This window comes from Melioribacter sulfuriphilus (genome assembly GCF_051488685.1).
GTDB lineage: Bacteria > Bacteroidota > Ignavibacteria > Ignavibacteriales > Melioribacteraceae > Melioribacter.
The window spans coordinates 156,618-181,813 of record NZ_JBPSEH010000003.1 but is presented as its reverse complement, the minus strand read 5'-3'; the positions used below and the strand labels follow the sequence as shown (position 1 = coordinate 181,813).

The window sequence follows — 25,196 nt, the reverse complement described above, 5'->3', positions numbered from 1 at the left end:
ATGGTTGATTTACTGGGATGTTAATCCAGAAATATTCAAACTTGGACCGTTTTCGATAAGATGGTATGGTCTTTTGTTTGCACTCGGATTCATTATTGGATTTCAGATAATGTCGTATATTTTCCGAAAGGAAAATAAAAATGAGAACGACCTTAATGATCTGCTCTGGTATATGATTGTCGGAACAGTTATTGGTGCACGTCTCGGCCATTGTTTGTTCTATAACCCTTCTTACTATCTTTCCAATCCACTCGAAATTTTACAGGTCTGGAAAGGTGGGCTTGCAAGTCACGGTGCTGGAATTGGTATTCTTACAGCTATTTATTTTTTTACAAAAAAATATAACAATTATTCATTCTTCTGGCTGATGGACAGACTGGTAATTACTGTTGCGCTTGGAGGTTCGTTCATCAGACTGGGCAATCTTTTCAATTCCGAAATTATAGGAGTTCCTACGGGCAGCGACTGGGGATTTGTTTTTATGCATGTCGATAGTATTCCGAGGCATCCCGCTCAATTATACGAATCGATTGCTTATCTACTTGTGTTTGTTTTTCTTTTCTTCTTTTATTATAAGAAAGAAGGGAATTTTAAAGAAGGTCTTCTCTTCGGATATTTTTTAATTATCGTTTTTACATTCCGATTTTTCGTAGAATTTGTTAAAGAAAACCAGACTTATTTTGAAGAAGGAATGATCCTGAACATGGGGCAAATTCTTAGTATACCATTTGTTATTGCGGGATTTTATTTAGTAATGAGAAAGAATTCTAAATCCATTAAAATTAACAGACGCAATTCCTGAAAGGTCTAAAATGAAAAGAGTATTTATTGTAATAAATTTACTATGGTTTACTTGTCTATTAACAGCGCAGGAATATAATCCCGCTGCTGATACACTCCGTTTCGAAGCTGAGCATCATCTTCGAAACATACGCCAGTTGACTTTCGGAGGTAATAATGCCGAAGCTTACTGGAGTTTTGACAACAAGGAACTTGTATTTCAGAGCGACTGGAAAAAAATTAATGAGCAAGGTTGCGATCAGATTTTTAGAATGAATGCTGACGGCAGTGCTTATGAAAATGGCCTCAAATACAAAATGATTTCAACAGGTAAGGGGAGAACAACTTGCAGCTATTTTCTAAAAGACGGCAGAATTATCTATTCTTCCACACACGCTGCCGATACACTATGTCCCGAATCAAAAATGTTTGCAGCCGGTAGATATGTCTGGCCAATTTATGATACGTATGATATTTATATTTGTGACCCTGATGGAAGCAATCTAAAATTATTGATAGGAGGAAAAGGCTACGACGCCGAAGCTACAGTTTCTCCCGACGGGAAATACATTGTTTTTACTTCCACACGCTCGGGCGACCTGGAATTGTGGCGATATGAATTAGAAACGGGGGATTTGATTCAACTTACAGATGAACTCGGGTATGACGGTGGGGCATTCTTTTCGCCTGATTCAAGAATGATTGTTTGGCGGGCAAGCAGACCCAGAGGCAAAGATGCTGAAATTTACAAACAACTTTTGAAAGAAGGTTACGTCGAACCTAAGGCCCTCAATATTTATGTGGCCGATATCGATGGCAAAAATGTAAGACAGGTTACCAACCTGCCTGGTGCAAATTGGGCACCGTTTTTCCACCCGGATGGCAAACGAATTTTATTTTCTTCGAACCACCATTCAATTGACAAAGGCGGACGATTGTTCGACATTTTTATGATTAACATCGACGGCTCCGGTCTCGAAAAAATTACAAATTCCGGCACATTCGACGCTTTCCCGATGTTTTCATTCGACGGGAAAAAATTTGTCTTTTGTTCGAATAGGAATGCCGAAAGGAAAACTTCGAGAGACACAAACGTTTTTGTAGCCGACTGGATCGAATATCCGGATGAACGGGACACGGGCTTCAAAGCGGTAAAATAATTATGAACGAAAAAGAATTTATTGCACTGCGCATTGAACTTTTAAAACAATCGATGAACTATTTCCCTGTCGATTTTATTAACGAAGTCGATACTGAATTGCTCAAAATGCCTCAATGTAACTTGTTATTGGCTCCGCCTCTTTTCGACACATACGAACTCGTTGACGAAAAAGGTAATACTTACTTTCATACGGATAATTTATACAGGGCTAAATATATAATCTATGCCAATTCAAAAAAACCGAATACAATTGTAATTCCAAAAAATCCAGAAGAAATTGAAAATGCAGTCAGGCAATACGAAGCTTATCTCGATAATTTGCTGAGAGAAATCGAAAAGGATTACAAAAAAGAATTTCCTGAATTAAAAAATCATATTGCGGTTGCAAATAAAATCTTCAACTCGCTCAATTTAATCAGGCTTTGAATTTGATTGAAATAGGAAAGAATATAACCGAATACCTGCGCGATAATTTTGACGAAGAATACCTGAGCCGTTTTGTTGAATTTTATGAATCGGAACCGAAGACACATATTCGCATTTCACCGTATACCGATAAGCACAAATTGTTCGAATCACTATCGCTTTACGGAATTGAACTCAAGAGTGTGGAAAGAGTTCCAGATGCTTATGAAGTAATACAAGGAACGAATATGGTCGGTAAAACAGTCGACTATATCCTGGGCGCTTATTATATTCAAAGCCTTTCGTCGATGCTACCTGCGCTTGTCCTCAGTCCTCAAGCCAATCATAAAACTCTCGATTTATGTGCAGCACCTGGATCAAAAACTACTCAGCTTTCGGAATTAATGGAGAACAGAGGCACATTAATTTCCAACGACATTTCACTCGACCGTTTACGCGTGTTGATGTATAACATCGATAAAATGAAAGTGGTTAATGCTGGGGTATTAAATAAAAAAGGTGAGCTACTCAGCACTTATTTTGACGAATATTTCGACCGTATTTTAATTGACGCACCTTGCAGCGCTCTTGGAATAATTCAGAAAAAAGGGGAAGTAAGCAACTGGTGGAACAGGAATAAGGTGACAGGCATTGCCGAAATTCAATATAAATTACTTGTTAGTGGAATTCGTATGCTAAAAGTTGGAGGCGTAATGGTCTATTCCACATGCACTCTAACGCTGGAAGAAAATGAATTTGTACTGAATAAAATTCTCGAAAAATATCCCGTTGAACTAATTGACATCGAGTTGCCGGTCAAATATAGAGAAGCGTTTACTGAAATAAAAGGACTGAAATTAAATCCCACAATTTCAAAAGCAAAAAGAATAGTTCCGTGGGATACAGGCTCGGAAGGATTTTTCGTTGCAAAAATAATCAAGACTGATAGGACTGATAAAAGAAATCTTGACGGAGGGCGATTGAAAAACGAAATTAGATTGTTGAACGCTAATTCACGCGATATAAAAAATTATTTGTTGGAAGTTTCGAATTACTACGGTTTCGATAATACAATATTTGAAAACTATCGATTTATACAGAGGAGTAAAGATATCTATTTTGTCGATGGCAGTTGGGACTCGATTCATACAGGACTTTTCAACCGGATTGGTTCAAAGTTTGGAGCAATCGATAAAAAAGATATCGTGCAACTCCATATGCTTGCCGCGCAAATATTCGGTAAATATGCAACTAAAAACAGAATTGAACTAAATAATAAAACTGAACTGGAAAACTATTTCAAGGGTGGAACAATCAAAAGGACATTCGAAGCAAAAGGCCAAAAAATAGTTTTCTATCAAGGTAAAGTACTTGGAACTGCGGTGGCATCCTCTGAGGGTTTGAAAAGTCAATTTCCGCGTGCGTTCAGAACGCAGGAGATAGTAACGCCGTGATTGTTTAGAGTTAATGAATTATTAGTCCATCTTTGTTCTCTTTCAGTTCTTTGGGAATAACTTTCAATATCTCTTCCTTAAGTGCCTCGAGAAGATGTTTCTTTATAAAAGTGCTGGAATAAACAAATCCGATTTCTCTTTTGGGCACAGGTTTAACGAATTCTTTTATTTGTTTTGACTTGTTTCTGTCTTTAATATATTGCAGAGAAAGGTAAGGCAACAAAGTCATTCCGAAGTTTTGTTCGACCAATTTAATCAGAGTATCCAGATTACCGCTTTCGAAAACAACTTTTGTTCCTTTAGATACCCAATCTGTCTCATCAGTTTTACAAACAGATAGAGTTTGTTCTCTGAGACAGTGCCCTTCTTTAAGCAACAAAAAATCGTTTACATTCAGGTCATTTTGACTTATTCTGTTTTTCTTCATCAATTTATGGTTTGGTGGTAGAAATGCTACAAACGGTTCATAGTATAGAGTTTCTGTAATTAAATTACTGTTCGACGAACGGAGTGCAATAATACCGATATCGAAGTTCCCTTTGTGAATACCGTTAATAATTTCATCCGTAGTTACCTCGTCGATTATTAGTTCAACTTCGGGATACTTGCTGATAAAATTACGTAAGAACATCGGTAACAGATAAGATGATACTGTTGGAATTATAGCTACTTTTAAAGTTCCGGCAAAAACTCCTTTTTCAATTTGCAGTAAAATGTTGATTCTTTCTTTCTCTTTCAGAATTTGTTTTGCCTGAGCTATAATTTTTTCGCCTATTGCGGTTAGAGCAATCGGGAATTTGTCCCGCCTGAAAATTTTCACACCTAATTCTTCTTCGAGTTTTTGAATTTGCATGCTGAGCGTTGGTTGCGTAACGTGACAATTCTTTGCAGCTTCAGAAAAACTACCGAACTTCTCCACCGCAACTAAATATTCGAGTTGAATAATTGTCATTTTTACCTATAAAAAATATCTATGCGAATATAAAAATTATTGATTTGATTTATAGCTATAATTATACGATCTTTTATCTGTAATTAATTGAAATAAATTCGACGAATTAGTAAACGGGCAAGTATAATCCGCTTTGTTCTACTATAATCAAGATTGAATAAACTATCTAAATTATTAAACAAAAAATGTGAGGAAAAAAAATGAGCAACATTAATAACGAAGGAGCAAGGTGTCCCTTTCCGCATGGAGCTGGTGCAAAGGGAACAACCAATCAGGATTGGTGGCCTGACCGTCTACGCCTTAATATTTTAAGGCAGCATTCGGAATTATCCAATCCGCAGGACAAAGATTTCAATTACAAAGAAGCATTCAATAGTCTCGATTACGAAGCGCTCAAAAAGGATTTGAAAGATTTAATGAAGCAATCGCAGGACTGGTGGCCTGCTGATTTTGGTCATTATGGACCTTTATTTATTAGAATGTCGTGGCATGCAGCTGGTACATACAGAATCGGCGATGGCAGGGGCGGTGCAAACGGTGGTTTTCAACGTTTCGCTCCTTTGAACAGCTGGCCCGACAATGCAAATTTAGATAAAGCACGCCGTCTTCTCTGGCCGATTAAGAAAAAATATGGCAACAAAATATCATGGGCTGACTTGCTGGTTCTTGCTGGCAATGTGGCAATGGAGGACATGGGCTTTAAAACCTTCGGCTTTGGTGGCGGTAGAGAAGATGCATGGGAACCCGATGAAAGTATTTACTGGGGGTCGGAAAAAGAATGGCTCTCGGATAAAAATCGTTATGAAGGCGAACGCAATTTAGAAAATCCACTGGCAGCAGTCCAAATGGGGCTAATTTATGTTAATCCGGAAGGTCCTGGTGGAAATCCCGATCCAGTTGCAGCAGCAAAAGATATCAGGGAAACTTTCAGACGCATGGGAATGAACGACGAGGAAACCGTAGCTCTTATCGCCGGAGGTCATACATTTGGAAAAACTCACGGTCAGGGCGATCCAAAATTGATGGGTCCCGAACCCGAAGCAGCCGACCTGGAAGAACAGGGTCTCGGATGGAAATATAAATATAAATCCGGCAAAGGTCCTGATACTTTAACCGGAGGGCCGGAATTAACCTGGACTACAACCCCGACAAAGTGGGGACACGATTTTTTCAAACATCTTTTCGAATATGAATGGGAGTTGACAAAAAGTCCGGCAGGTGCATATCAATGGGTTGCAAAAAATGCAGAACCAACTGTACCCGATGCACACGACCCGAATAAAAAACATCTGCCTGGTATGCTAACTACCGACCTCTCATTACGATTTGATCCCGTATATGAAAAGATTTCGAGAAAATTCTACGAAAATCCTGAATTGTTTGCTGATGCTTATGCACGCGCATGGTTCAAACTACTTCATAGGGATATGGGTCCAAAGACGAGATATCTCGGTCCCGAGGTGCCCGAAGAAGATTTGATATGGCAGGATCCAATTCCACCGATTGATTACAAACTGGTTGACAAAAACGATATAGCTGATTTAAAGAAAAATATTCTCTCATCAGGTCTTTCAATACAGGAACTGGTTACAACGGCATGGGGTTCGGCATTTACGTATCGTAATTCGGATAAAAGAGGCGGTGCCAATGGCGCACGTATAAGACTGGAACCTCAAAAAAACTGGGAAGTTAACAACCCTCCGCAGTTGAAAAAAGTTCTTAACGTTCTCGAAAAGATTCAGAGCGAATTCAATTCAAGGCAGAAAGACGGAAAAAAAATTTCACTTGCTGATTTGATTGTTCTAGCCGGCTCTGCTGCTGTCGAAAAAGCTGCTAAGGATGCAGGCTATGATATCGAAGTGCCCTTTACTCCGGGTAGAAATGATACAACTCAGGAATTGACAGACGTAGAATCATTTGAAGTACTGGAACCAATTGCAGACGGATTCCGCAATTATGCCAAAGAAAACGTTGCTGTTTGTGCAGAACACGTTTTAATCGATAAATCTCAACTACTTACTCTTTCAGTTCCAGAAATGACTGTGCTTGTAGGTGGTATGCGTGCTTTGAAAGCAAATTATGACAATTCAGAATACGGCATTTTTACCGATCGACCAGGTCAATTGACCAATGATTTCTTTGTCAATTTACTCGATATGAGTACCGAATGGAAACCATTGGATGATAAAAAGAAGGTATTTGAAGGACGCGATAGGAAAACAGGAAAACCGAAATGGAAAGCAACACGCGTTGACCTGATTTTTGGACATAATTCAGAATTAAGAGCTGTTGCAGAATTCTATGCCTGTGACGACAATAAAGAAAAATTCGTTAGAGACTTTGTCAAAGCCTGGACGAAAGTAATGGAACTCGACAGATTCGATTTGAAATAAATCATCTAAAGTTAGAATTCTTGATTAACCTAAGCCGCGGCAAAAAGCTGCGGCTTAATTTTTAAATGACAGTTTATTTAATAAAATAAAATTTGCTGTGAAAATAATATTAATAATTCTCGTTGTTATAGTTGCAGTATTGGTCGTCTATTATTTCTCTGAAAGCAACAAATTCAATAAGTATATTTCATATAATTATACTGACAATTTCAAGATACCTGCAAATAAAAAGGCTTCCGTTTATGCAAATGCTCAAATCAAAATAGGAAGTAAAATTGATAATGTATGGAATCTTCTTACAAATATTGAAAGATGGGTTGATTGGCAGAAAAATGTCAGCAGTGCAGAATTAGAAGGCAAGCTGAAAGCAGGCACAATTTTCAAATGGAAGGCTGGAGGTATTTCTTTTGAGTCAGAAATACATACATTCAAACCAACAAAATATTTTGGTTGGACAGGTCGTACGTTCGGTGCTTATGCTGTTCATAACTGGGAATTCGAATATGAAAATGATAGTACAGTTGTAACAGTAAATGAAAGTTTACAGGGTTTGCTACCGTCTTTATTCCCGAATTATTTTCAGCGTAATCTTGAACGCGGTATGAAAGAAAATCTTATTGAACTGAAAGAAGCCTGTGAAAAAATGAAGTGACCTGATCAAAGAAATACTGATTCATCAGAAAATAAGTCAAGCAACTATTTCCATTATTTTTTCAGATTCAACTGTAGGAAAATTACTAAAAACAAAATATTACATTATTTTTTCACGTTCTGAAAGATATGGTATTTGATTTATACAGTTGTTCTGTATATCCTTTAATAAGTTTTATAGAAAATTTTAAAGTTGAGTAGAATATGAAATAAAAAAGGGAAATTACTCATGCAGAATTCAAAAATATTTAAAATGCCATTTGCAAGCGTTTATCCTCATTACATAAATAAAGCTGAGAAAAAAGGGCATACAAAAGAGGAAGTCGATACTATCATTTGCTGGTTAACAGGATATGACAGAAAATCATTACAAAAACAGATTGACAAGAAAGTCGATTTTGAGACTTTTTTTGCAGAAGCTCCTCAAATGAATCCGAATACTTCAAAAATAAAGGGCGTTATTTGTGGTTATCGCGTCGAAGAGATTGAAGACCCACTCATGCAGAAGATTCGTTACATGGACAAACTAATCGACGAACTTGCAAAAGGCAAGGCAATGGATAAGATACTCAGAAAATAATGCCCATATTAACTTTGACTGCAAGTAAACCGCTAACTCGCAACTATCTATTAATCCCTCGAAGAAATTCGCTTCTTAAATAAATCATTGTTGTTATAAAAGATACTGGCAATATCGCAGTATAAATCTAACCGAAATTGGTTACTCCGAATATCTTAATAAGACTATACTGAGTTCTCTCTGAAAGATTTTAAGAGAGAAAGAGTTATTGCCGATTATCAAGAACGCTTTATTTTATTTACTGTCAAATAATTAAGTGATATCATTTTAATTATTTTTAAAAGATAACAATTTCTTTATATTACAAATAAGTCCTATTATTTACTTAAAATTATAGTAAAAGTAATGATTGATATAGAACTATTTCCATAAGCGTGAGTGTTTAGTCGACAACAATCGGCAATAATATAAATGAGTCTGGAGTTATATTCTAAAACCTCTTTTAAAATTTCTGGATTAATAACCAGACAGTACAGTACATCATTTTCGTGGGCAACCTTTTTTCTGGACAAAGAAAAACGGAATGCTATCTATGCTATTTATGGATTTGTCCGACTTGCAGATGAAATTGTTGATACTTTCCATGGCTTTGATAAGCCATTTTTACTTAATAAGCTTAAAGAAGATTTATATTATGCGATAGAAAACGGTATATCAACCAATCCTATATTAATGTCGTTTTCAGAAACCGTCAGGAAATATGGAATTACGAGAGAACAAATAGATTCTTTCCTGAATAGTATGGAGTCTGATTTGACAAAAAAGAATTATAAGAATCAGTACGAGATAAATAAATACGTATACGGTTCAGCTGACGTTGTTGGTTTAATGTGTCTAAAAGTATTTTGCAACAACAATTTTGAATTATATAAAAAATTGGAAATACCGGCACAAAAACTGGGATCTGCATTTCAAAAAGTAAATTTTTTGCGTGATTTAAGGAATGATATTTATGAACTAAATAGGAATTATTTTCCTGAAATAAAAGATAGAGTGTTTGATGAGAATTCTAAAAAAAATATTGAGAAAGAAATTGAAGCAGATTTCACTGAAGCATATCGAGGTATATGTCATTTACCAGGAAGAGCCAAATTAGCAGTAGCCATTGCATATTTTTACTATAAAACTTTGTTCGAAAAAATTAAAAAGGCTAAACCGGATCATGTACTTACAAAAAGAATGAGAATTTCAAATGTCAGAAAAATTTTTATTCTCCTTAAGGTAATTATTTTGTTTATAACGAATCGTATATAAAGTTGATTATGCGGCTACCTATTAAAAATGTATTTGCCGAATCTGAAATAAAAAAATTTATAGTAATTTATTACTTAGTTGGTCTTCTTGGATTTATAATACCAACGACTCGCGAATTATTTAAGGACTTAATCCCAGTTTCTATTATAATAAGTGCGTATTTGATTTTTATACTAGGTCAAAAATTTAAATTTCCTTCATATCTCGGCTTAATTTTAGTTTATCTCATTGGTTATTTTATCGAAGTCGCAGGTATTTATACCGGTTTAATTTTCGGTAAATATTTATATGGTAATTCTTTAGGACCAAAATTATTCGGAGTGCCGCTGATTATTGGTATCAACTGGCTTATTTTGTCATATGCGTCTGTTTCACTTCTTTCACAATTTAATTTTAAAAATACGTTAGTTTTATTCATTGCTCCCTTGTTTATGGTGATCTATGATTTATTTTTGGAGCAGGTGGCACATAAACTTAATATGTGGTATTGGCTAAATATAACAGTACCGATTAAAAATTATATAGCATGGTACATACTTGGATTCATTATGGTTTTGATTCTTCGGCTTTTTAGAGTGGATTTTAAGAATTCTTTTGCCCCACTTCTATTCTGCAGTCAGTTTATTTTCTTTTTATTATTATTTTTTTTGATGTGAATAGTTATGCTGAAATCAAAACATCACTTTTTTATATATCCAATGTTCAAAGTGCTTACAAGAATTTTGATTAAAATGAATTTCAAAGATGTTTTTATACAAGGCGATTATATAAACAGCGGTAAATCACTGCTAATTCTTGCCAATCATGTCAGTTGGTGGGACGGATTTTTTATTATGTATCTAAATCAAAAACTTTTGAAACGTAAATTTCATTTTATGATGTTGGAAGAACAGTTAAAAAAACATTGGTATTTTCAGTACAGTGGTGGATTTTCGGTTAAGAAGAAATCCCGTTCAGTCTTAGAAACAATTGACTATGCTGCAAAATTATTGTCGTGCAATGAAAATATGGTTCTTTTATTCCCGCAGGGTGAAATTAATTCAATTTATAACACAAATATTAAATTCGAAAGAGGAGTAGAATACATATTAAAAAAGTGTCCGGATAACGTCAATATATTATTTGTTGTTAATCTTATTGACTATTTTTCCAATAGGAAACCAAGTTTATACATGTTCATAAAAACGTGTAAGATTACTTATAAGGATGTCAGTATACTCGAGAGTGAGTATAATAAATTCTATACTGAGGCGATATACAAACATATAACTCAAAAATGAATTACCTGGCTTATATATCGTTTATTTTTATAACATTACAATTCATAAACACTCTGATCAATTATATTTTTCGACCCAAGTTGAGTGTATCGAATAATGATAAAAATGTAAAGGTATCAATCTTAATTCCTGCTCGCAATGAAGAAAAAAATATTGCAGAACTTATGAATAATCTCTATAAAATAAAAACTCCCATAATCGAAATAATAGTTTATAATGATAATTCATCTGATGACACAAAAAAAATTGTTGATGAATTTAAAAAATTGGATGATAGAATAACATTAATAGATGCTACAAATCTACCGGAAGGGTGGCGTGGAAAAAATTATGCATGTCATCAAATGGCAAATATTGCAAAAGGTGATTATTTACTTTTTATTGATGCAGATGTACGTCTTTATGGCAAAATAATAGATGATGCGATTGCCTATGCTAAAAGATACAATTTGGGATTATTGTCGATATTCCCAAAACAGCTAATGATTACATTAGGGGAAAGAATTACCGTACCTATTATGAATTACATACTTCTTACGTTACTTCCTCTGGAATTAGTAAGAATTTCACCATTTGCGTCGCAGGCTGCGGCAAATGGTCAATTCATGCTTTTTGAAGCAAACCTTTACAGAAAATATTTTCTTCATAAAATGTTTAAAAATTCAGTGGTCGAAGACATACATATAGCGAGATATTTGAAATCACAAAAAGTGAGAATTGGATGTATTGCAGGAGAAAATCGAGTTGTTTGTAGAATGTACAATTCCTATTCGGAAGCTTTAAAAGGATTTTCAAAAAATATCCTAATGTTTTTTGGCAATAGTTTTTCTTTATCATTACTTTTCTGGGCTCTTGTGGCTTTAGGATTTGTTCCAATACTTTTTGTTAATACTAATTATTTAGCAATCTATGTAATTGAGTTTGTTTTCATACAATTATTTTATTCCTTAACGAGCAATCAAAACTTTGTAATAAACTTACTTCTTTTTCCTCTGCAGCAATTCTTTTTGCTTCATGCAATAATTAATGCAATTTTAATTAAAATGGGAAAGCCTTATACATGGAAAGGAAGATATATTTAACATTTTTTCTATCAATTCTTTTTTTAAGTAGCTTATATTCTCAGAATAACAAATCGATTTATTATGCTTATGTGTATAATAATATGGAATTATGGAAAACGACCATCGATTCGATTGAAGAAAGAGGAATATTTTCGGACCAAGAATACCTTGAATTACTCAATTATTATTATGGATATATTGCCTGGAGTATTGACGGGAAAAAATATAACAGTGCCGAATACTATATCGAAAAATCAAAGAAAATTATTAAACATTTAGAAAATAAGCAGTACTGCCTTTCGTCTTTATATGCGTACAAGGCAGCTCTTATAGGATATGAGATTGGCATCTCTCAATATAAAGCTCCATTCATTGGTAGAAAAAGCCTCAAATATGCTACCCAAGCTATTAAAGCAGATTCTGAAAATCCGATGGGATATATACAATTAGGTAACATTGCATTTTATACTCCCGCTTTATTTGGTGGTTCAAAGAAAGAAGCTTTAGTACACTATCTACATGCATACGAATTAATGAAAAAAAATAAACATCAGATCAGATATAACTGGAATTATCTTAATCTGCTTGTAAGTATTATAAATACATATATTAAGTTGGAAGAATATGATAAAGCGGAGGAATTCTGTCTGATTGCTCTTGAAATTGAACCAGAATTTGATTGGGTGAAAAAAAATCTTTATCCAAAACTATTGGGGATGAAATAATATGAATAAAAAAGTATTGATTGTGGGTACGGGAATTGGTGGACTTGCAACGGGTCTGCGATTGGCTTCCAGAGGTTACAAAGTTATATTTGTCGAAAAAAATCATCAACCTGGTGGAAGGCTGAACCGAATTAAAGAAGCCGGATTTACTTTTGATACGGGGCCTAGCTTTTTTAGCATGCCTTACGAATTCGAAGAATTGATGAATGATTGTGGCATTTCTATGCCATTTGAATTTATTGAACTTAATCCTCTCTATACAGTTCATTTTAAGAATGGAGAGAAACCATTTTATATATATAAAGACATTGAAAAATTGAATGAACAACTTGAAAAATTAGAACCACAATTTGAAAGAAAATTTAGAGCTTATTTAAAAAAATGCGAGCAAATATATAAGGATACGGTTGATATTGTTATAAAGCAAAATTTTGATACAATTTTTGAATTTATTCTGGCGTTAATGAAAGTAAATCCCGCTCACCTTCCGGTTCTTATTAAATCTTTTTGGGAACAAACCAGTTCTTTTTTTGAATCGAAAGAATTAAGACAGATAATTTCTTTAATTGCTTTCTTTCTCGGGCGTACTCCTTTTGATACAAATGCCGTTTATACTTTATTATCTTACATAGAATTTAAATACACCGGATATTATAATGTAAAAGGTGGAATGTACACTATTGTTACAAGTCTAGTTAATCGTCTACGTGAATTGGAAGCTGAGTTTTATTATGATACCGAAATTGTGGATTTTAGAGGAAATAAAGATAAGCTAATATCGCTCATAGATCAAAATGGCAAAGAATGGAAAGCGGATCTCTTTGTAATAAATTCCGATGCAGCTTGGTTCAGGGGGAAAGTATTCAAACGCACAAAATTTTCTGATCAGAAGCTAAATAAAATGAACTGGACAATGGGTTATCTCACGGCTTATATCGGAGTTAATCGTAAATTGCAGCAGGTGGAACATCATAATTATTTTCTTGGTGATAATTTCGAAGAATATTCTCGCGATGTTATGCGTGATCCTGGAATTTTAGAGAAACCATATTATTATGTGAATGTAATTTCAAAATATAATAATGAATGTGCTCCCGAAGGGTGTGAAGCACTTTTCTTTGTATGTCCAGTGCCGAATCTAATTTATAAAAAAGACTGGTCAGATAGGGATTCAATTGTAAATAGTATAATAAATGATTTCTCGGAAAGAATTGGTGAAGACATTTCCAAAGATATAATTTATAAAAAAGCTTTTACTCCATTAGAATGGCAGGACCAATTTAATTTATATAAAGGTTCTGGCTTAGGACTAGCACATGATATAAAACAGGTGGGTGCCTTTCGTCCCAAAAATTTTGATGAACAATTTAAAAATACTTTTTACGTAGGAGCTTCTACCGTACCAGGCGCAGGCTTGCCGATGGCAGTTATTAGTTCTCGGCTGGTTGCTGAACGTATATATGATTCAAAAATATAAAATCCCGGCTATGCATAAATGCATAAACCGGGATAAAATAGATGAGGGAGGAAGTTCTTTATACATCGAAATATTGCTCGAATTCGAACGGATGAGGTCTTAATGCCATCGGTTTGACCTCTCTTTCCAATTTATAATTAATCCATGCATTAATTACATCTTCACTAAATACGTTACCTTTTAACAAATACTCGTGATCGTCGGCAAGAGCTCTGAGTGCTGCCCCGAGCGATTCCGGAGTTGAAGGTACGTCTTTCAATTCTTCGGGCGACATATCATAAATATCCTTGTCGAGCGGATCTCCTGGATCAATACGATTCATAACCCCATCAAGACCTGCCATTAATATTGCCGAGAATGCCAGATATGGATTGCTCGAAGGGTCAGGGCAACGGAATTCAATTCGTTTTGCCTTCGGTGAATTCGAATACATTGGTATTCTTATCGAGGCACTTCTATTGCGTTGTGAATATGCAAGATTAACGGGAGCTTCAAATCCCGGAACAAGTCGTTTGTATGAATTTGTTGTAGGATTCGTAAATGCAAGAAGGGAGGGGGCGTGTTTCAAAATACCACCAATAAAATAGAGAGCAGTTTCACTTAAACCAGCGTAACCACCACCTGCAAAAAGTGGTTTGTTTTTCAGCCATAAACTGACGTGAACATGCATGCCGCTACCATTGTCTCCAAAAATCGGTTTGGGCATATATGTTACAGTCTTGTTATGCTTGCGGGCAGTATTTTTAACAATATATTTGAATAATAATAACTGATCGGCGGCTTTAAGAAGCGGAGCAAATTTCATGTCAATTTCACACTGACCACCGCTAGCAACTTCGTGATGCTGTGCTTCAACTTCGATGCCTACTTTTAAAAGATTTTGCACCATTTCATTCCTTAAATCCATCAACTGGTCTGTAGGTGGAACAGGGAAGTATCCTTCTTTATAACGTGGTTTATATCCAAGATTAGGATTTTCTTCTCGTCCGGAATTCCATTTGCCTTCAATCGAGTCGACTTGATAAAAAGCAAAATTTGGTCCGGAATCGAAACGGACATCGTCGAAAACAAAGAATTCGGCTTCAGGACCGAAATATGATGTGTCGGCAAGACCTGTCGATTTAAGGTATGCTTCGGCTTTTTGAGCAATATTACGAGGGCAACGGTCGTATTTTTCTTTTGTTGCCGGCTCATAAACATCACAAATTAAGGAAATAGTCGGGGCTTCGATAAATGGATCAAAAAACATTGTATCAGGATCGGGTATTATAATCATATCGCTTTCATTAATTCTTTTCCATCCCCTGATAGATGAACCATCGAACCCAAATCCATTTTCAAAGGATGATTCGTCGAATACTCTAATTGGTACAGTAAAATGCTGCCATTGCCCGGGGAAATCCATGAATTTCAAATCGACGAATTCAATCTTATTCTTTTCTATATAAGAAAGAATTTTTTCGACTGCAGATTCTTTTTCTTTGCCCATTGCTTACTCCTATAGATTTATTTTTGTTGTTTCTTTAATAGTTGATAAAATAAAATTAGTAACAGTACGAGTAACTCCCGGCCAGGATTGAATCTTATTAAGCAACTGTTCGAGGGATTTAGTATCCTTAACGATTGCTTTCAATATGTGTGAACCTTCACCCAGAACAGCATAGCATTCGAGAATTTCCGGAGTCTTTTTAACGTGCTCGGCAAGTTTTTCATAGTTCTTCGAGGAATCCATCATAACAATAATGAATGCCATAATATCGTAGCCGAATACGTGTCGATTAAGTTTGGCGTAGTAGCCTTCAATGATTCCATGTTCTTCCAGCTTTTTGAGCCGTTCGCTGAGCGAAGGGAGGGATAAGCCGATCAATTCGGCAAGTTCGCTCCGCTTTGTCCTGCCATTTTCCTGAAGTTTTTTCAGTATGGCAATATCTAAGTCGTCTAACATAGCACACTCTTATTTATTTAGGTTAATGTAAAATTGTGACTTAAAATATAAGGTATGCAAAATTGAGATGCAAATATTTTCTTAAAAAAATTGGAACTTTTGTATCCTCGTTTTATAGATTCTAACATAACAAAATTTTTTATTTACTATAAATAGTTTTCTTTATTTTTAATTATAGTTTTCAAAAAAATAGAAAAAAACATGTTCTGGATTAAATTAATAAAAGATGTAATTAAGATATTCAGAGAGGGTCAATCGCCCGCACAAATAGCAGGCGGCTTTGCAATCGGTATGGCTATCGGGTTGTCGCCTTCATTCAATTTGCAGGGATTGCTACTTTGGATTATTCTCCTCTCTTTGAATGTTAATCTCGCCGCAGCATTCCTATCTATTACGTTTTGCAATCTTATTGCTTATCTATTCGATCCGTTTTTTCACTGGCTCGGCTTTCAAATTCTTACGCAGGTCGATTTTCTGAAAGGTTTCTGGACATATCTCTACAATGCACCTGTGGCGCCACTTACAAACTTTAACAATACTGTAGTAATGGGCAGTTTTTTGACTGCATTAGTTTTATTCCTGCCAGTCTATATTGGTATGAAAAAAATAACTGTGCTTTACAGAAAAAAACTCTATTCTAAAATTCAGAAATTGAAAATCTATGAAATCCTCAGGCATAACGATATTGTCAAATGGTACATTAAAATAAGGGATATGCAGATATGAGGAAGGGAGTTCTTTTTTTCTTACTGTTTGTTGTTCTTCTTGTAAGTGGACTTGTCTATTTTTTTGCGGACAGATGGGTAGAAAGAGCAATCGAAATTTCAATTGAATCCGTTACGGGAGCCAAAGCGGAAGTCGACGATTTACATCTTAGTTTTATTCCAATCGAAATTACCTGGAAAAAACTTCAAATTGCCAATCCGTATAACACGTGGACAAATGCTATTGAAACAGGCGAAGTTAAGTTCGGAGTCGACTTTAATCAATTGCTCAGAAAAAAGATAATCATTGAAAAAATTGATATTAACGGATTACAATTGCTAAGTAAAAGAACGACCGACGGTGCTTTACCCGAAGATGAAAGGAAAAAATCGACTCTTTACAGGGCAGAAAAGTCGTTTATTAGGTCTTACCGTAAAGCCTTCGACGAAATGATGGGCAACATACCCCGCTTCGACATTAATGACATTAAAAAGAATTTTAATCCCGACAGTCTGATTAAACTACTCGACCTAAAAACATATTACTTCGCTGATTCCCTCCGCTTAAAAGTATCGGAAACTGCTGACCAGTGGAATGAAATTGTTAGTCAATACGAAAGAAATAAAAATAAATTAATTGAACAGATTGAGGAAATTAAAAAGATCGAACCGAAGAGTCTAAATAATGCTCAAAATATTTTAGCAGCAATCGAAAAAGCCGACAGGGGATATAAAACATTAAAACAAATTAAAACTGAATATGAAGAGCGATTCAATAAAATAAAAAGCGAAGTTACATATTATAGAAATGCGTATGACACCCTTCGGAGAATTTCTTTGGAAGATTACGAGAGACTAAAACAGCTGGCGAGATTACCCGACATTAAATCTCCCCGATTGGCGCCGATAATTATTGGTAATGAAATCCAGGAGCGAGCAAAGAATTACATCGCCTATGCGGAATTGATTAATGCAAGCATTCAGAAATACAAACCTGAACCAGACTACGAGAAGCCGCCCCGTTTCGAAGGACAAGACATCGAATTCCCGGTAGAAGGCACATATCCCGATTTCTGGATAAAAGAAATCAGAGTAACGGGTGGAAATCCAAACAGTCGAATTTTTGTGGGTAAAGGTACAATAGAAAATATTTCCGACAATCAAAATCTTACGGGTAAGCCGATCACTTTTAAACTCGAAGGTGAACTGAGTAACAATCGCCATGTTTTTATTGCTGGTACAATCGAAAGAAGAAATTTTCGTAAAATTGATAAGTATAGAATTGAACTCAGAGACGTTCCTGTTGGAAAAGTTAAACTTGGCACCAATAAATTTTTGCCCACAGAAATTAACAATGCTTTCTTATCCACAAAGGCTGATATCTTCATTAACGAAAATGATTTGAACGTGATTCTGGATAATACATTTACAAATATGATTCTATTTTTTGAAAAACAGCCCGAATCAATAGTTGAAAGAATTGTATACAATACATTGAATGGTATTAAAAAACTTAGTACAACTCTCAGATTCTGGATTGATGATGGGAAATATGATATCTCCCTGAGCACAAATTTAGACGAGGAAATTGCCGCTGGCATTCGAAGGTCGATCGGTCAGGAAGTAGAGATGTTGAAAGGGCGGTTGAAAGAACGATTCGACCAGATTGTGGCTGCCAAAAGAGCAGAACTTGAAAAAATTTACAATGAAAAAGTTGTGCCCATTGAAGAGCGGATTAATCAATATAGAGAGCTGGTTGAAAATTATGACAAGTTGATTGAAGAGAAGAAAAAAGAATTAAACAAACGACTCGAAGAAGAGAAAAAAGGATTCATCGAAAAACAACTCAATAAACTCATAAAGTAGGGACAATGAAAAAAATTGTTGTGCTTGAAGACGACAAGGTGTTGTGTGAAAGTATAAAATCCGCCTTGAGTTTGAATGATTTTGAAGTATTTATCTCATACGACAGCTTTAAAGGATTGAGTCTTATAAAAGAAGTTAAACCCGACATTATTCTTTGCGACATTATGATGCCTGAATACGACGGTTACTGGGTAATCGAGAAAGTTCGCAGCTTGGAGGAGTTTAGGAATATTCCATTCATTTTTATAACCGCAAAATCGGAGCGGGAAAGTTTCAGGAAAGGAATGGAAATGGGTGCAGACGATTACCTGACAAAACCATTTAAAATATCGGAGCTTATAAAAGCAATTGAAGTACAATTGAAGAAAAAAACTAATTACAAAGAAAATAGACTGACTTTGGAGGATTTTCTTTTTGTTGATGCTGGGAATAAAATTGTAAAAGTAATGGTTAAATCGATAGTTGTTATCGAAGCGGACAATATTTATTCAATTATTACAACCAGCGATGGTAATAAATACAACATCAGAAAATCGATGTCGAATTGGGAAGAAATTCTACCCAGTCATTTTGCCCGGGTACACAGGGGTGTAATTATAAATCTAAATTACGTAAAGCAAATCGAAAAATTATCAGATCAAACGAGGATTTTTAATCTCGAAGGTTATGACCGGCCTGTAAGGATAGGAAAAAGTTATTGGGCAGATTTGAAAGGGAAAGTGATAAAGTAATTATTATTCTTTTCCTGATAAAATACCTATAGAAATAAGAGAATCTTTAACGCTGAGCAAATAATGGTGAAATCCACTTTTTGCTAAATGAAAAATTAGTCATAAATACTCATCAAGCAATTAGAACACGATTATAAATTCCAATTAAACTGTTTATTGAACTTCTCCTGCTGTTAATACAGGAGTTCTAATACGAAAATAATATTACTATTAAGTTTTGTATGTTCAGTAAATATTGATAGAATTATTAAGCAGTATTCAAAAAAACTTTCAGAAAAATGATTTCTTAATATAACGAATGAATTTTAATTGATTAATCTAAAGTTAAGTTATAATTTATTATCAGGTTTTTTCTAGATCCTTTTTGCAATCGTTAATTGGAATATATAAACTTCAAAAAGAGAATAAATGTTAAGAGCTCTTTTATTAAACGCTTCTTTGCTGATTGCAATCGGTTCCTCGTTTAATCTTCTCTACAATTTACGTAAAAAAAACGGAGTGCTCTTTAACATCCTAATAGGAATTGTTTTTGGCGCGTCGGCTATAGCAGGGATGAACATTCCGTATCGATATGCACCTGGAATTATTTATGATGGACGTTCGATTATTATGATTGTGACAGGGCTCTTTGGTGGACCAATTAGCACTACGATTGCTGTTATTATTGCATCGAGCTTCAGAATATATATGGGTGGCTCTGGAATCCTGGCGGGTGTGGCGACTATTATTGGAACTGCATTAACCGGATTAATTATTAGACGTCACTATAATAACAATCCTATCTATTATACTTTAACAACTCTATTTTTTGCAGGTCTGATTGGGCACATTGTAACTCTAATTTCACAACTACTCATAATACCATTTCCGAGCGGCTGGTTTATAATACGACAAATCTGGCTGCCGTTTGTGACCCTATTTCCAATTGCTACTACTTTACTCGGATTAATCTTTCTTAATGAAGAAAAAAGAATTTACTATGAACAACAATTATCGAGTGAACGAGAAAAGCTTAAACTAATAACGGATAACATAACTGACACAATTTGGTTGACCGACTTAGACTTTAAACCTCTTTATATCAGTCCTTCTGTAAAGAATCATCTTGGGTACTCTGTCGAAGAGTGTATGAAATTAAAGCTAAAAGATTTATTCCCGGTTGAAACTTTGAAAAAAATAAATGCATGGCTCAATGAAGAACTTGCAAAGGAGCAACTACCCGATGCTGATAAAAGTCGCACACGAATTTTTGAATTTCAGGCATTACGAAAAGACGGAAACTTAGTTGAACTGAGCATTAATACAAGTTTTTTAAGAGATGAATTTGGAAATCCGATCGGTATAATTGGCGTTTCAAGAGATATTACAGAAAAAAAGAAAAATGAAAAGGTAAAAGAATTGCTCTACGATATTTCAGGTATATCCATCTCCGAAATAAGTCTGGCTGAATTTTCCGCTCAAATTCACAAGGAAATAAAAAGAATATTAAAAGCAGAAAATTTCTATATAGCTCTCTATGATAATGAAAGTGATTTGTATCGGTTGATTTATCATATCGATCTGTATGATGATTATGTAATTAATAAACCAATTAATTTGAAAAATGGACTTACAGATTATGTTAGAGTTAATAAAAAAGCAAAGCTCGTCAAGTTACGTGATGCCGATCCCAATGAAAATGAAGGTATTAAAATAATAGGCCACAAAGCAGCTATCTGGATGGGTGCACCGATAATTAATGCAATTAACGGCGAAGCCATTGGAGTAATTGCTCTTCAGGACTATGAAAATGAACTTGCCTATTCAGAGGATGACCTCAGAACGCTTGAAATTATTGCAAACCAACTTGGACAATTTATAGAACGTGTAAAAATACTTGAAGAACTAAAAATAGCCAAAAACAAAGCAGAGCTTTCTGATCGAATGAAAACGGAATTTTTAGCTCAAATGTCGCATGAAATAAGAACCCCGATCAATATTATTACGGGAAGTATGCAGTTAATTCGAGACGAAATTCCAGAATCGAATAATTCTGATATAGAAGGACTATTTGAAAGTATTAATATTGCTGCTGCACGAATAATCAGAACAATTGATATGATACTTAACTATTCCGAAATACAAACCAATTCTTACGAGGCACAATTTAAAATTCTTGATTTAAGGGAAATTTTGAGTAATAAGATACTCGGAGAATTCAAGATTTTAGCACAAAATAAGGGTTTGAGCCTAAAGTATGAATGTTTTGCAAAGAATACTAAAATTAAAGGGGACGAATACAGCATACATCAAATATTTGCTAATCTGGTTGATAATGCTATTAAATATACGAATAAAGGAGAAGTGAAAATTGTAGTTTCAGAGTTTGATAACAAAATTAAAGTTGAAGTTTCAGATACTGGTATTGGAATGAGTGAAGAGTTTATGAAAAAATTATTCATGCCGTTTACTCAAGAAGAGACCGGTTATACCAGATTGTACGATGGTAACGGTTTAGGATTGGCTTTGGTTGAGAAGTATTGCAAGTTGAACAATGCTATAATTGATGTGAAAAGCAAAAAAGGCGAAGGTTCTGTTTTCATTGTGATTTTTAACTGTGAAGATAAAAATATCTAGAATCGTTATCTCTGATATTTCATAATGAACAACTTAAATTAAGGTAAACCGTTATTTTATACGCAATAATAAATGAATAAATTTTTCTTCCAATTTGCTGAATTCATAATAATAAGGAAGAATAAGAATTTATTACATCCTTATTATTGGCCTTTTGCGGATTTAATATTAAAAACGGACAAAGATAAATTTCTTTGTCCGTTTAAGCGAGACTAATTGGATTAATATTAAAGCTCATCTATGATTTTATTAAATGTGGTGCTGGGTCTCATAACCGACTCAGCTTTGTTGTCATCTGGTAGATAGTATCCGCCGAGATCTACCGGCTTACCCTGAACAGAAATTAAATCCTTCATTATCTTCTCTTCGTTTGTTGAAAGTTCTTTAAATATTTTTTCAAATCGGGACTTAATTTCTTTGTCGTCATTTTGTGATGCTAATTCTTCTGCCCAGTAGAGAGCCAGATAAAAAGAACTGCCTCGATTGTCAATTTCATCTGCTTTACGTGACGGTAGTTTCCCGTTTTCTAAATATTTTCCGATAGCTCTGTCGAGAGTTTCGGCAAGCACTTTTGCTTTGTAATTTTGGGTTTTCTCATAAACCATTTCTAAAGATGGTACAAGAGCACAATATTCACCGAGCGAATCCCATCTTAAATGATTTTCTTTGAGAAGTTGGTCTACGTGTTTAGGAGCCGACCCACCGGCGCCAGTTTCAAATAATCCGCCTCCTTTTAAAAGTGGAACTATCGAAAGCATCCTGGCACTTGTGCCCAATTCCAGTATCGGAAATAAATCCGTCAAATAATCTCTAAGTACATTTCCTGTTACCGAAATAGTATCCAGACCTTTGCGTGAGCGCTCGCATGTATACTTCATTGCGTCTGTCGGTTTCATAATTTTAATTTCGAGTCCGGAAGTGTCGTGTTCTTTTAAATATTTATTTACCTTTGCGATAATTTCTCTATCGTGAGCTCTGTTTTCGTCCAGCCAGAATATAGCTGGAGAGGAAGAAACTCTCGCTCTGTTAACAGCTAATTTTACCCAGTCTTTTACGGCTTCGTCTTTTGTTTGACACATTCTAAAAATATCGCCGGCTTCAACTTTTTGTTCAAGCAAAGTTTCGCCTTCACTGTCAACAACTCTTACAATTCCATCGGATTTCAACTCAAATGTTTTATCGTGAGAGCCATATTCTTCCGCTTTTTTAGCCATCAGACCAACATTCGAAACAGCACCCATTGTTGCAGGATCGAATTGACCGTTTGCTTTGATATCGTCAATTATTGCCTGATACATTGTGGCGTAGCTACGGTCGGGTATCATGGCTATGCATTCCTGGAGTTCGTCGTTTTTGTTCCACATTTTTCCACCGTCGCGAATAACAACCGGCATCGAAGCGTCGATTATTACATCGTTAGGAACATGTAGATTTGTTCTGCCGGTGCGCGTATCGACCATAGCAAGACCCGGTCTATTCTCATATACTTTATTGATGTCGTTTTCGATTTCTAAACGCTTTTCTTCTGGGAGTTTATTTAATTTTTCAAGAACATCCATCAGTCCGTTATTAACATTCGCACCAATTTCTTTTAAAGTGTCAGAATGTTTTTCAAGTGCTTCATTAAAATAGACCGAAACGGCATGACCGAACATGATCGGATCAGAAACTTTCATCATTGTCGCTTTTAGATGAAGCGATAATAGAAGACCATCTTTTCGTGCTTCTTCAATCTGTTCTTCATAAAACTTTCTCAGCTCTTTTACGTTCATTACTGCTGCATCTATTATCTCGCCTTCAAGCAATTCTAACTTTTCTTTTAAAATGATAGTATTCCCGTTCTTGTCGACGAATTCGATTTTTACTTCATTATTTTTGTCAAGAGTTAGCGATTTTTCAGTACCATAGAAGTCGTTTTGTTTCATATGAGCAACGCGAGTTTTGGAATCTTTCGACCATGGTTTCATCATTTTGTGAGGATGTTTTTGTGCGAATTTTTTTACAGATGCTGCTGCTCGCCTGTCTGAATTCCCTTCCCTCAGAACCGGATTAACTGCAGAGCCCAATATTTTTGAATATCTTTCCCTTAATTTTTTTTCTTCGTCTGTTTTGGGTTCGTCGGGGAAATCCGGTATCCGATAACCTTTTTCCTGCAGCTCTTTAATTGCTGCTTTCAACTGCGGGATTGTGGCACTAATATTCGGTAATTTAATAATGTTGGCATTAGGATCCTGTGTAAGTCTGCCGAGTTCAGCTAAATGGTCGTCAACTCGCTGGTCCTCATTCAGATATTCCGGAAAATTAGCCAGTATTCTTCCAGCCAGTGAAATATCTTTTACTTCGAATTCAATGCCTGTGCCTTTTGTATATGATTTTAATATCGGCAGCAAAGAATAGCTCGCTAAAGCTGGCGCTTCATCTGTTTTTGTCCATATTATTTTAAAACTCATGACTATTTTCCTCTTAAATTTTCTTATTAAGTCTATTATTTATCGCTTTAAAATACAGATTTAAGCATAATTAAAGAACATAATTGAATAGAAAGACACGAAATATTTTTTATGAACAATGTATAAATCAAAAAATGCTCATATAGAAAGGGATTATTAGTAAATTCTCATTAAAATTCATTCTTACCAAATCATCATTAATATTGCAGCGGAAATATTGAGTAAATTGTTACAAGTGGAAGACACGAATAATTAAAGTAACTGATTCTTTAACTAAACCAGTTCAAATTGGGCGGGATTAGCTTAATAAATGATATTATTTAGTCTGATTGAAAGTTTATTTAAAAAAAGAAAGACCCGATAAAAATATCGGGTCTTTATTGAGTGAGCTGGCGAAGGGATTTGAACCCCCGACCTGCTGATTACAAGTCAGCTGCTCTACCAACTGAGCTACGCCAGCAAAAAAAGTCTTAAAGTCAGCTGCTCTACCTCCGTCAGTTGACGGATGAGCTACGCCAGCAAAAAAAGTCTTAAAGTCAGCTGCTCTACCTCCGTCAGTTGACGGATGAGCTACGCCAGCAAAAAAAGTCTTAAAGTCAGCTGCTCTACCTCCGTCAGTTGACGGAGCTATTTACCAATTCAAAATTGACGAGTGCAAATCTACTAAATTATCTCGTTTAAGTGCAATATCGATGCGAAATTTTTTA

The 25,196-nt window shown here is 35.1% G+C and carries 21 protein-coding genes and 1 tRNA gene; 17 read left to right on the top strand and 5 right to left on the bottom strand.

The features are described 5' to 3' along the window. Window positions 1-4 precede the first annotated feature (4 nt). The 4 genes from lgt to ACSSV9_RS05825 are packed head-to-tail and all read left to right on the top strand — an operon-like array spanning window position 5 to window position 3,801. Window positions 5-802, top strand: coding sequence for a prolipoprotein diacylglyceryl transferase (gene lgt / locus ACSSV9_RS05840; protein ID WP_437346303.1), 798 nt, complete (start codon window positions 5-7; stop codon window positions 800-802). A gap of 10 nt (window positions 803-812) precedes the next feature. Next, window positions 813-1,940 (top strand): TolB family protein, encoded by a 1,128-nt coding sequence (locus tag ACSSV9_RS05835; RefSeq protein ID WP_437346302.1) that lies wholly within the window; start codon window positions 813-815, stop codon window positions 1,938-1,940. Window positions 1,941-1,942: 2 nt separating this feature from the next. Next, a complete protein-coding gene (locus tag ACSSV9_RS05830; protein WP_437346301.1) occupies window positions 1,943-2,368 on the top strand; it encodes a hypothetical protein in 426 nt (141 codons plus the stop codon). Window positions 2,369-2,370: 2 nt separating this feature from the next. After that, window positions 2,371-3,801, top strand: coding sequence for an RsmB/NOP family class I SAM-dependent RNA methyltransferase (locus ACSSV9_RS05825; protein ID WP_437346300.1), 1,431 nt, complete (start codon window positions 2,371-2,373; stop codon window positions 3,799-3,801). Between the two features lie 10 nt (window positions 3,802-3,811). Here ACSSV9_RS05825 and ACSSV9_RS05820 read toward each other — a convergent pair whose 3' ends face one another. Beyond that, entirely contained in the window at window positions 3,812-4,753 is a 942-nt protein-coding gene (locus tag ACSSV9_RS05820) for a hydrogen peroxide-inducible genes activator (protein ID WP_437346299.1), read from the bottom strand. Between the two features lie 200 nt (window positions 4,754-4,953). Between ACSSV9_RS05820 and katG the strand changes: the two genes are divergently transcribed. The 9 genes from katG to ACSSV9_RS05775 all read left to right on the top strand — a co-directional run bounded on the left by katG (window position 4,954) and on the right by ACSSV9_RS05775 (window position 14,177). Then, window positions 4,954-7,146 (top strand): catalase/peroxidase HPI, encoded by a 2,193-nt coding sequence (katG, locus tag ACSSV9_RS05815; RefSeq protein ID WP_437346298.1) that lies wholly within the window; start codon window positions 4,954-4,956, stop codon window positions 7,144-7,146. Between the two features lie 97 nt (window positions 7,147-7,243). Further along, entirely contained in the window at window positions 7,244-7,798 is a 555-nt protein-coding gene (locus ACSSV9_RS05810) for an SRPBCC family protein (protein ID WP_437346297.1), read from the top strand. 228 nt (window positions 7,799-8,026) lie between these two features. Further along, window positions 8,027-8,377: a DUF2200 domain-containing protein gene (locus ACSSV9_RS05805; RefSeq protein WP_437346296.1), complete on the top strand. Its 351-nt coding sequence runs from the start codon at window positions 8,027-8,029 to the stop codon at window positions 8,375-8,377. 411 nt (window positions 8,378-8,788) lie between these two features. Beyond that, on the top strand, window positions 8,789-9,631 hold the full coding sequence (locus tag ACSSV9_RS05800; RefSeq protein WP_437346295.1) for a phytoene/squalene synthase family protein: 843 nt from the start codon (window positions 8,789-8,791) through the stop codon (window positions 9,629-9,631). An 8-nt stretch (window positions 9,632-9,639) separates the two neighbouring features. After that, window positions 9,640-10,287, top strand: a complete 648-nt coding sequence (locus tag ACSSV9_RS05795; protein WP_437346294.1) for a carotenoid biosynthesis protein — start codon at window positions 9,640-9,642, stop codon at window positions 10,285-10,287. Window positions 10,288-10,293: 6 nt separating this feature from the next. Then, window positions 10,294-10,911, top strand: coding sequence for a lysophospholipid acyltransferase family protein (locus ACSSV9_RS05790; protein WP_437346293.1), 618 nt, complete (start codon window positions 10,294-10,296; stop codon window positions 10,909-10,911). Between the two features lie 80 nt (window positions 10,912-10,991). After that, window positions 10,992-11,993, top strand: a complete 1,002-nt coding sequence (locus ACSSV9_RS05785) for a glycosyltransferase family 2 protein (protein ID WP_437346292.1) — start codon at window positions 10,992-10,994, stop codon at window positions 11,991-11,993. A gap of 83 nt (window positions 11,994-12,076) precedes the next feature. Then, window positions 12,077-12,700: a tetratricopeptide repeat protein gene (locus ACSSV9_RS05780; RefSeq protein ID WP_437346291.1), complete on the top strand. Its 624-nt coding sequence runs from the start codon at window positions 12,077-12,079 to the stop codon at window positions 12,698-12,700. 1 nt (window position 12,701) lies between these two features. Then, complete coding sequence (locus ACSSV9_RS05775) at window positions 12,702-14,177, top strand: phytoene desaturase family protein (RefSeq protein WP_437346290.1); 1,476 nt, start codon at window positions 12,702-12,704, stop codon at window positions 14,175-14,177. A 58-nt stretch (window positions 14,178-14,235) separates the two neighbouring features. Here ACSSV9_RS05775 and glnA read toward each other — a convergent pair whose 3' ends face one another. Together glnA and ACSSV9_RS05765 are read right to left on the bottom strand one after the other, a co-directional pair. Beyond that, the gene (gene glnA / locus ACSSV9_RS05770; RefSeq protein ID WP_437346289.1) at window positions 14,236-15,666 is read right to left on the bottom strand and encodes a type I glutamate--ammonia ligase; all 1,431 of its coding nucleotides are present in this window, start codon (window positions 15,664-15,666) and stop codon (window positions 14,236-14,238) included. A gap of 9 nt (window positions 15,667-15,675) precedes the next feature. Then, the gene (locus ACSSV9_RS05765) at window positions 15,676-16,122 is read right to left on the bottom strand and encodes an Lrp/AsnC family transcriptional regulator (protein ID WP_437346288.1); all 447 of its coding nucleotides are present in this window, start codon (window positions 16,120-16,122) and stop codon (window positions 15,676-15,678) included. 201 nt (window positions 16,123-16,323) lie between these two features. Here ACSSV9_RS05765 and ACSSV9_RS05760 point away from each other — a divergent pair, with 201 nt between their 5' ends. The 4 genes from ACSSV9_RS05760 to ACSSV9_RS05745 all read left to right on the top strand — a co-directional run bounded on the left by ACSSV9_RS05760 (window position 16,324) and on the right by ACSSV9_RS05745 (window position 22,039). Then, complete coding sequence (locus ACSSV9_RS05760) at window positions 16,324-16,848, top strand: TIGR03546 family protein (RefSeq protein WP_437346287.1); 525 nt, start codon at window positions 16,324-16,326, stop codon at window positions 16,846-16,848. After that, window positions 16,845-18,692 (top strand): TIGR03545 family protein, encoded by a 1,848-nt coding sequence (locus ACSSV9_RS05755; protein WP_437346286.1) that lies wholly within the window; start codon window positions 16,845-16,847, stop codon window positions 18,690-18,692. Before ACSSV9_RS05760 ends, ACSSV9_RS05755 begins: the two co-directional genes overlap by 4 nt. A gap of 5 nt (window positions 18,693-18,697) precedes the next feature. Then, window positions 18,698-19,423 (top strand): LytR/AlgR family response regulator transcription factor, encoded by a 726-nt coding sequence (locus ACSSV9_RS05750; RefSeq protein WP_437346285.1) that lies wholly within the window; start codon window positions 18,698-18,700, stop codon window positions 19,421-19,423. A gap of 408 nt (window positions 19,424-19,831) precedes the next feature. After that, on the top strand, window positions 19,832-22,039 hold the full coding sequence (locus tag ACSSV9_RS05745; RefSeq protein WP_437346284.1) for an ATP-binding protein: 2,208 nt from the start codon (window positions 19,832-19,834) through the stop codon (window positions 22,037-22,039). A 227-nt stretch (window positions 22,040-22,266) separates the two neighbouring features. Here the strand turns inward: ACSSV9_RS05745 and ACSSV9_RS05740 are convergent, their stop codons facing one another. Both ACSSV9_RS05740 and ACSSV9_RS05735 read right to left on the bottom strand, forming a co-directional pair. Beyond that, on the bottom strand, window positions 22,267-24,489 hold the full coding sequence (locus ACSSV9_RS05740; RefSeq protein WP_437346283.1) for an NADP-dependent isocitrate dehydrogenase: 2,223 nt from the start codon (window positions 24,487-24,489) through the stop codon (window positions 22,267-22,269). Between the two features lie 387 nt (window positions 24,490-24,876). Beyond that, window positions 24,877-24,949: transfer RNA gene (locus tag ACSSV9_RS05735), tRNA-Thr, on the bottom strand. Between the last annotated feature and the right edge of the window lie 247 nt (window positions 24,950-25,196).

Excerpts from the sequence above, each read along its gene's own strand:
- ACSSV9_RS05800 (WP_437346295.1), top strand. The coding sequence starts at position 8,789 with ATGAGTCTGGAGTTATATTCTAAAACCTCTTTTAAAATTTCTGGATTA.
- ACSSV9_RS05775 (WP_437346290.1), top strand. The coding sequence starts at position 12,702 with ATGAATAAAAAAGTATTGATTGTGGGTACGGGAATTGGTGGACTTGCA.
- ACSSV9_RS05790 (WP_437346293.1), top strand. The coding sequence starts at position 10,294 with ATGCTGAAATCAAAACATCACTTTTTTATATATCCAATGTTCAAAGTG.
- ACSSV9_RS05755 (WP_437346286.1), top strand. The coding sequence starts at position 16,845 with ATGAGGAAGGGAGTTCTTTTTTTCTTACTGTTTGTTGTTCTTCTTGTA.
- ACSSV9_RS05795 (WP_437346294.1), top strand. The coding sequence starts at position 9,640 with ATGCGGCTACCTATTAAAAATGTATTTGCCGAATCTGAAATAAAAAAA.
- katG (WP_437346298.1), top strand. The coding sequence starts at position 4,954 with ATGAGCAACATTAATAACGAAGGAGCAAGGTGTCCCTTTCCGCATGGA.
- ACSSV9_RS05820 (WP_437346299.1), bottom strand. The coding sequence starts at position 4,753 with ATGACAATTATTCAACTCGAATATTTAGTTGCGGTGGAGAAGTTCGGT.
- ACSSV9_RS05835 (WP_437346302.1), top strand. The coding sequence starts at position 813 with ATGAAAAGAGTATTTATTGTAATAAATTTACTATGGTTTACTTGTCTA.
- ACSSV9_RS05830 (WP_437346301.1), top strand. The coding sequence starts at position 1,943 with ATGAACGAAAAAGAATTTATTGCACTGCGCATTGAACTTTTAAAACAA.
- ACSSV9_RS05780 (WP_437346291.1), top strand. The coding sequence starts at position 12,077 with ATGGAATTATGGAAAACGACCATCGATTCGATTGAAGAAAGAGGAATA.
- glnA (WP_437346289.1), bottom strand. The coding sequence starts at position 15,666 with ATGGGCAAAGAAAAAGAATCTGCAGTCGAAAAAATTCTTTCTTATATA.
- ACSSV9_RS05740 (WP_437346283.1), bottom strand. The coding sequence starts at position 24,489 with ATGAGTTTTAAAATAATATGGACAAAAACAGATGAAGCGCCAGCTTTA.
- ACSSV9_RS05765 (WP_437346288.1), bottom strand. The coding sequence starts at position 16,122 with ATGTTAGACGACTTAGATATTGCCATACTGAAAAAACTTCAGGAAAAT.
- ACSSV9_RS05745 (WP_437346284.1), top strand. The coding sequence starts at position 19,832 with ATGTTAAGAGCTCTTTTATTAAACGCTTCTTTGCTGATTGCAATCGGT.
- ACSSV9_RS05750 (WP_437346285.1), top strand. The coding sequence starts at position 18,698 with ATGAAAAAAATTGTTGTGCTTGAAGACGACAAGGTGTTGTGTGAAAGT.
- ACSSV9_RS05760 (WP_437346287.1), top strand. The coding sequence starts at position 16,324 with ATGTTCTGGATTAAATTAATAAAAGATGTAATTAAGATATTCAGAGAG.
- ACSSV9_RS05805 (WP_437346296.1), top strand. The coding sequence starts at position 8,027 with ATGCAGAATTCAAAAATATTTAAAATGCCATTTGCAAGCGTTTATCCT.